Raw genomic sequence first — 8,456 nt, forward strand, 5'->3', positions numbered from 1 at the left:
ATATTTAATGTTGTAAATTCTTATTTTCCTGACGATACATCAACTAATAATTATACTCCAGACATTATTGGTCATAAAAAAGAACACCTACAAATGCTGTAGGTGTTCTTTTGAATTTATAATTGGATAATTTCTCTTATTTCTTCTATAGGTAACTTCGTAAATTTCGCAATATCCTCTACAGACATTCCGTTTTTATACATACCACATACCAATTGTATACGTTCGGCTTTTTTGCCTTCTTCAATACCCTTTTCAATACCTTTTTTGATTCCTTGCTCCTCTGCGTGAGCAAACTTTGCAGCTTCATCCATTAGGGTTTTTTCCCTCGCTTCATAGGCTTGTCGGAATGTCGAATCTTGACTCATTCGCTCCCACTTATTCATTGCTTTTTGTAAAATCGGATCTTGATTCATCGCAATGTCCTCCAATGTTTGAGTTAAGTGTTCATCTTCATTTGCCGGAAGTAATAACAGCCAACGAACAAATGAATCTTCCCACGGATTAACTTTCTCTTCCCGCCATTGTTCCATTAGTTTAGGAAGCTCTATAACATGAATTTCTATATCATCACTAAACTGCTTTTGCTGTTGTACATTCCATAGCTTTCCCGTAGTATGAAATTCCTCATATTCGGGAAAAAGTACGAAGTTTAACAAATTAATAGTAATTGTTTTACTAAGAGAGCTGTACGGCATCCCTTTTTGTAACTGTGAAGTATATAATTTACCCCAGTAATATAAACTTCGTTTAATCATGTCGTGATTATTATTCAGCTGAATTTCTACGTTTACTTTAGTACCTGTGTCTAACGTGGCTGAGACATCTAAAATTGATAATTTATCATCCTCGTGTTCTCGATGTAAATGTGGATCCTCTAATTGTAGTGACATAATAGGTGATTCTAATGAATTCTTTAGCATGGCATTTAAAAATGTGATAAGAATATCCTCACTACCACTTGTTCCAAATAATTGCTTAAAAGCAAAATCAATTCGTAAATTTACTAATGACTTGGTCATGACTTCCTCTTCCTGTCTAAGAAACTCTCTTTTCTTTATTGTACATAAAAATTAGGTAATCATGCAAATAAGAACATTTACAAAAGATAACGCTATCATTTTTTTCAAAAATATATGTTCACTAGAAGATACAGGTACAATTAATATTTAATTTGGTGAATTATAACATATGTTATCTTTAAATAATACCCATTTAAAAAAATAATGGATTATCTGTGACATAATTGTTAAATTTAGGGATATAAAAAGGCTTTCTATATAAAAAATAGAAAGGTGATGGTGTACGGATAAAATATAAGGGGGATTTATATTATGTTTTCAAAAAAACAAAAATTAGTAACAGTGGTTACCACTCTGACGCTAGGATGTGGATTAGCTTTCGGATTAACTCCTACTTCAGCAGATTCTATAAGTAATCCTACTCCTATTAAGGAAGAACAAGTAAGAATACAGATACCTTTCACTGGATATGTTATTTCAGCAGATGATAATTATTTGGTTGTAGCTGACACTACTACAAAAGAGGAGGCACTTTCTTATCAAAATAATTGGTGGGAATTAGCTTCTCAGAATAAAATTTTACGTGTTCCTATTACTAGCAAAGATAACTATAGCGTAGGTGAAAAACTAAATATATTTTCCGTAGGATGGACTCACTCTATTCCACCAATCGCTGTTATGCCTGTTATCGAAAAAGTAATTGAATAAATTATATATTTTTTACAAAAGAAGATAGCCATTACAAATGGCTATCTTCTTTTAAACTCGTTTATTCTAAATTGGACTAAATAATTTTTGTTTGTAACTATCTTTATAAATTTATGCTATAACAACGCTTGTGCACTTTTGTATTTACTGAACTATGGCTTGTTCTTCCTTCTTCATAGCTCTAATGGATTGAGCTACTTTAACCATCATAGAACATTCTATCCTCTTGCGGAAGATTTTACAGCTGAACTCATGTGTTCCCTTAAGGGAACCCGTTGCATGTATTGTATTAGCTGGGCAACCGCCGCTACAGTAAAGCTGTGCCCAACATTCCTGACATTCCGGTTTTGAATAGCAATTATTCTCCTTAAATTGAGACTGTATCTCTGTTTTTGTAATGCCATCCCAGATATTCCCCATACTATATTCTTCTTCCCCAACAAACTGATGACAAGGAAATATCTCCCCCCATGGGGTAATAGCAAGGTATTCAGTTCCAGAACCGCAACCAGAAATTCTCTTTTGAACACATGGGCCTTCTGAAAGGTCAAGCATGTAATGATAGAAAGTAAAACCGTTGCCTTTTTCCTCACGGTTTAGCATTTCCTTCGAGAGAATTTCATATTGATTGTAAATTTCCAAAAGATTTTCTTCACCGAGCGCGTATGGTTCTCGTGGATTACAGATAACTGGTTCCATTGAGATCTTATTAAAACCTAGATCAGCGATGTGATAAATATCATTGGTAAAATCGACATTATTATGAGTATAGGTTCCACGTACATAGTATTCTTTATCTCCACGCTTTTCAACAAATTCCTGAAACTTTGGAACGATATAATTGTAGCTACCCTTCCCATTGACAGTTTTACGTAGATAATCATGAACTTTTTTTCTTCCATCAAGGCTTAATACAACATTGTGCATTTCCTGATTCAAGAAGTCAGTAATTTCATCATTAAGCAGCATACCATTTGTAGTAAAGGTAAAACGAAAAGTTTTTTTGTACTCTTTTTCTTTATTTCTTGCATAGACGACAATCTGTTTGACAGTCTTCCACGCCATGAGTGGCTCCCCACCAAAAAAATCAACATCGAGATTTCGATGATTACCTGAGTTTTCTAATAGAAAATCGATGGCTCTTTTTCCAACTTCATAACTCATGATGGCCCTATTTCCATTGTATTTTCCTTGGCTAGCAAAGCAGTATTCACACGACAGATTACATGTATGCGCGACATTAAGGCAAAGAGCCTTCACATAAGTGGGACGATTTATCAAATCAATTGAAAGATCCTTATAATCATCATCGGTAAAAAGCTTCCCATCTCTTTTTAGTTCTTCAATATCCGCAATTGTTTCTCGAATTTCCTTCTCGGAAACGTGGAAATCATATTTATACTTTTCTTGTATCGTTGACAGGATTTCTTCCATAGGAGTATTCTCATATAGCATAATTATTTCATAAGCAAGATCGTCAACAACATGTACCGACCCGCTATAAGTATCTAATACGATATTGTATCCATTTAATTTATATTGATGAATCATACTGGATAATCAAACTCCTTTTTCATAAAGATTGCCGCCCAATAAAATATAACTGCGTACAATACTACTTGTTTCCTATCTATTTATTGTATTTTCACACTTTTGATTTGCAACTCCACATGAGGTTTTACAAGCGGACTGACAAGATGTCTGACATGCACCACATCCACCATGTTTTATAGTATCTTGCAGTTTACAAGTGCTCAGTGTTATAATTCTTTTCATTACCTATAACCTCCTTTTGAAATAATTTTGAAGAACTAAGGCACATCATTGTGAACATCTTCACAATGATGTGCCTTAGTTCTTCAATTTTGGTGTATTAATTCTATTCATGCTTTTAACAACACTTCGATTAACCACTAAATATTACCAATAACTTTATGTATTAACAAACTACTTTTACTGTCTTTTCTTTTAACCATAATTTAAAATATCACGAGAATATCAAATATTATCTATTTAAAAGTTATATACCATAAAAGCTACATATAGACTAATGTTTGTTGTAATTATTTATATATTCATAAGTACGGTACGTGAAATTACAACATTTATCCTATAAAAAAATATGGACGTTTATAGCTTTCTGCTACAACTATAAAAAGTCAACCCCAATGGAATTGACCTTTTATAGACTGTGGCAACAGAAGGATGTCATAAAACTAGGATTTGATATTGTAGCGTTTCACTTGTGAAAAGTATAACATGATTAAACAAAAATAGATGTGTCGATCCTTGGAACATTAGTTATAACTTAATTTTTTGATTATGTATAGATATATATAATATTTAATGGGCCTATAGAATTCATCATACATCACTATCAATAATTAATGCTTTTTTAATAATAAAAAAGATGTCCAAAAAAATTCTATTTTTTTAGACATCCTTTTAATCTATTTTATTAATAATCCCGTAGGAGTAACTTGATATGTTTTTTTCTTACCCACAAATTCCTGTTTACTATTCTCAAGATTTGTAAGTGTGGCACGTGTCTTTTCCTTTTGTGCTTCTCCCTCTATATGAGTAAACTCAATATAATCTCCTACTTTGACGGGAACGGTTTGGTTTTCAGCAGCTTGTTGTCTATTTCCTACAATTTCTTTATTATACAAAATATTGCCCGATGAGTTTTGAACTTTAATGCTTGCATACGTACTAGTAAAATAGGAATGGGGTATACCCGCTTCTAATTTAATCTGCATTTTTTCTGTTGCTTTGTTATACTCTACTTTTGCGATTTCTCGATCATTATATCCTTTTAAAGACCACGCAAATTGATTTCCATCTAAAACTGTTGTTTCTGGCATTTTCTCTACTTTCTTCAGGCCTTCTTTTGTAACTTCGTACATGGCTTTTTTTCCAAAACTCTCTTGTTTACTATTATCTACATTTGTGAGAGTAGCTCTATGCACACCTTCTTGATGTGTTAACTCGATATAATCTCCTACTTTGACTGAAACTTTTTGCGATTCAGCATTTTGTTGTTTGTTTCCGTAAATATCCTTATTGTATACTACTTTCCCTGATGCATTTTGTACTTTAATACTCGCATATGTTTCATTAAAATAATGATGTGGTATGCCTGATTTTAAATCAACTTGCATTTCTTCTGTCGGCTTATTGAAATTGATTTTAGCAAACTCAAAATCACTGATTCCTTTTAGCGACCAAGCAAATTGATTTCCATCTAGAATTGTTGCTTCTGGCATTTTTTCTACTTTCTTCAGGCCTTCTTTTGTAACTTCGTATATGGCTTTTTTTCCAAAGCTCTCTTGTTTACTATTATCTACATTTGTGAGAGTAGCTCTATGCACACCTTCTAGATGTGTTAACTCTATATAGTCTCCTACCTTAACCGAAACTTTTTGCGATTCAGCATTTTGTTGTTTGTTTCCATAAATCTCTTTGTTATAGACCACTTTACCTGATGTGTTTTGCACTCTAATACTTGCATATGTACTATCAAAGTAGTTATGTGGTACACCTGCTTTTAAATCAATTTGCATTTCTTCTGTTGATTTATTTAAATTTACTTTTGCAAATTCAAAATCTCCAATCCCTTTCAGCGACCATGCAAACTGCTTTCCTTCTAAAATACTAGAAGAGCTCGGTATATCTGAATTAAAGCCTAAGTTATCTAATATAGATTTTAGATCAGGTAAAACACCTATTCTATCATTCCACGGATCTTGAGATTTTGTTCCTGTATTTGGATTACTTAGGATATTTCTTAATTCGGCTGGTGTATAAGGAGAACCTCGATGTTCTTTAGCAATACCTTGAATCGAAGTTGCTGCTCCAGCAATAATTGGTGAAGCACTTGATGTTCCACTAAATGTTGATGTATATAAATTTGTAGTATTTTGACTTGGATTTGCTGATGTTGTATCAACATTTTCTCCCCATCCATATACATCTAATCGACTTCCATAATTTGAAAACCATAAACGTTTATGTGGAACAGTTGATGATCCCGCCCCAACCATAATAGCACCTGAATCCTTGAAGTCTGGACTATTTCGATTTAAGATCTTTTTTCCATTACGATCTTTAAAATTATCTAAGTCGTTTGAACCATTTGCGCCAGCTTCTATAATAATAATCCCTTTATCTGCACCAACACGAATTGCATCAAAAATATCTGGATGTACTTCTACAGGTAAATATTTATCCCCATACCCATCATACGAAGCTTGTGCCTCTAATAAAAGAATATCTCCCGCTTGTAAATTATGTACAGCACTTAAAATAGCATCCGCTGTATTATAAATTCCATTATCCCTAATTTGGGATATCACTTTTACATTTGCTTTTGGTGCAATTCCAATATTTCCAATTTGATTATCTTCGGATGAAACAATTCCTAATACAGAAGTACCGTGAGCTCTATGCTGACTTATATTTTGTCCAGACATAAGCTTTATATTTTGATTGACTAAATCCTCATGGTTCAATAACCACCCATATTCCATATCCACAAAAGTTGTACCTTTCCCGTCACCACCTTTAATGCTCCAAGCATGCGAGGCATTAATTCCCTTTGGTGCCGCTTCAAGATATCCTTGATTTTTAAATCTAGGATCATCGTATGGATTAACAGATAAACCTGGTAATTGTACTTCAGGGGGTGTTAAGATTTGTTTTTCTTGTATATAGGCCTCCTCTACAAGAGGTGATGTTTCAAATTTTTTCAGCAATAATTCTATTTCTATATTATTAGGAGCTTGTACAATATAATAATTTAATAAATTTTCAGCTGATTGATTAGCAAATGATTTAGAATGTAATGATAACTTTTCAATCTCTATCGGATTTACAGATGAAAACAGGCGATTCAAAGTAAGTTCCGTATTTTCGGAAAATAACTTCTTTAAATTATTATCATAATTACCATTTTTTATTCGTTTCTCAATGCCATCTTCATAAGGTAAGTCCATTTCATTTTTAAACTTTACAATTAATTGTCCCTCCTGTGAATCTCTTTTATTAGAATCAGTTTCTTTGTTTGTAGCATTATAGGACTCCGCATAAACTTTATTATGAATACTATCATCTGGTAGTATTTGATCTGTTCCTAAGAATGTTGTCATTGCAATTGAAGCAATTAGAAACCCTTTGAATATGTTCATACTTTACCCGCCAATCTATTTTCTCTTGAGCATTGTTTAATGCATATAATAGTTAAGATTTTAATATAATATATAAATTTACAATTTAAGTTTTAAGGTTACCTCTATGACTTTATTAATAATCCCATAGAGGTAACCTGATATATTCTTTTCTTCCCTATATATTCCTGTTTACTATTATCAAGATTAGTAAGTGTAGCGCGTGTCTTTTCCTTTTGTGCTTCTCCCTCTATATGAGTAAACTCAATATAATCTCCTACTTTGACGGGAACGGTTTGGCCTTCAACAGCTTGTTGTCTATTTCCTACAATTTCTTTATTGTACAAAATATTGCCCGATGAGTTCTGGACTTTAATGCTTGCATACGTACTAGTAAAATAGGAATGGGGTATACCCGCTTCTAATTTAATCTGTATTTTTTCTGTTGCTTTGTTATACTCTACTTTTGCGATTTCTCGATCATTATATCCCTTTAAAGACCAGGCAAATTAATTTACATCTAAAACTGTTGTTTCTGGCATTTTCTCTACTTTCTTTAGGCCTTCTTTTGTAACTTCGTACATGGCTTTTTTTCCAAAACTCTCTTGTTTACTATTATCTACATTTGTGAGAGTAGCTCTATGCACACCTTCTTGATGTGTTAACTCGATATAATCTCCTAGTTTGACTGAAACTTTTTGTAATTCAGCATTTTGTTGTTTGTTTCCATAAATCTCTTTATTGTATACTACTTTCCCTGATGCATTTTGTACTTTAATACTTGCATATGTACTATCAAAGTAGTTATGCGGTACGCCTGCTTTTAAGTCCACTTGCATTTCTTCTGTCGACTTATTGAAATTGATTTTAGCAAACTCGAAATCACAGATTCCTTTTAGCGACCAAGCAAATTGATTTCCATCTAGAATTGTTGCTTCTGGCATTTTTTCTACTTTCTTCAGACCTTCTTTTGTAACTTCGTATATGGCTTTTTTTCCAAAGCTCTCTTGTTTACTATTATCTACATTTGTGAGAGTAGCTCTATGCACACCTTCTTGATGTGTTAACTCAATATAATCTCCTACTTTGACTGAAACTTTTTGCGATTCAGCATTTTGTTGTTTGTTTCCATAAATCTCTTTATTGTATACTACTTTCCCTGATGCATTTTGTACTTTAATACTTGCATATGTACTATCAAAGTAGTTGTGTGGTACACCTGCTTTTAAATCAATTTGCATTTCTTCTGTTGATTTATTTAAATTTACTTTAGCAAATTCAAAATCTCCAATCCCTTTCAGTGACCATGCAAACTGCTTTCCTTCTAAAATACTAGAAGAGTTCGGTATATCTGGTTTTATTGGATTAGAATCCGTACCCTTCCAAATCTCTGCTGTTAAAATTGGATATCCTAATGCAGCTACTTTTTGAATAGTATCGTTATTTGGATGTAATCCCCACTTCTCAAAGAAAGGAATCAAATTTTGTTTGGCTACTTTTGATGCTGAAATCATAAATAATTGTTTTTTATTTTCATCAGTTTGTGGAAGTTCACTTGAAG

5 protein-coding genes and 1 pseudogene are annotated in these 8,456 nt (G+C 32.8%); 1 reads left to right on the plus strand and 5 read right to left on the minus strand.

Translation table 11 applies throughout. From position 1 onward, the window contains the following. Positions 1-116: 116 nt before the first annotated feature. A complete protein-coding gene (locus tag ACUN13_RS30280) occupies positions 117-1,022 on the minus strand; it encodes an Rpn family recombination-promoting nuclease/putative transposase (protein ID WP_000167466.1) in 906 nt (301 codons plus the stop codon). A gap of 312 nt (positions 1,023-1,334) precedes the next feature. Here ACUN13_RS30280 and ACUN13_RS30285 point away from each other — a divergent pair, with 312 nt between their 5' ends. Further along, positions 1,335-1,730, plus strand: a complete 396-nt coding sequence (locus ACUN13_RS30285) for a DUF3221 domain-containing protein (RefSeq protein WP_088346688.1) — start codon at positions 1,335-1,337, stop codon at positions 1,728-1,730. A 144-nt stretch (positions 1,731-1,874) separates the two neighbouring features. Here the strand turns inward: ACUN13_RS30285 and scfB are convergent, their stop codons facing one another. The 4 genes and pseudogenes from scfB to ACUN13_RS30305 all read right to left on the minus strand — a co-directional run. After that, the gene (gene scfB, locus ACUN13_RS30290; protein WP_088346686.1) at positions 1,875-3,281 is read right to left on the minus strand and encodes a thioether cross-link-forming SCIFF peptide maturase; all 1,407 of its coding nucleotides are present in this window, start codon (positions 3,279-3,281) and stop codon (positions 1,875-1,877) included. 75 nt (positions 3,282-3,356) lie between these two features. Continuing rightward, on the minus strand, positions 3,357-3,506 hold the full coding sequence (gene scfA / locus ACUN13_RS30295) for a six-cysteine ranthipeptide SCIFF (RefSeq protein ID WP_000821352.1): 150 nt from the start codon (positions 3,504-3,506) through the stop codon (positions 3,357-3,359). Between the two features lie 674 nt (positions 3,507-4,180). After that, positions 4,181-6,916: a putative mucin/carbohydrate-binding domain-containing protein gene (locus ACUN13_RS30300; RefSeq protein WP_445424164.1), complete on the minus strand. Its 2,736-nt coding sequence runs from the start codon at positions 6,914-6,916 to the stop codon at positions 4,181-4,183. Between the two features lie 104 nt (positions 6,917-7,020). Then, positions 7,021-8,456: pseudogene (locus tag ACUN13_RS30305) on the minus strand (putative mucin/carbohydrate-binding domain-containing protein); the annotation flags it as partial.

The organism is Bacillus cereus group sp. Bce041 (assembly GCF_052646455.1).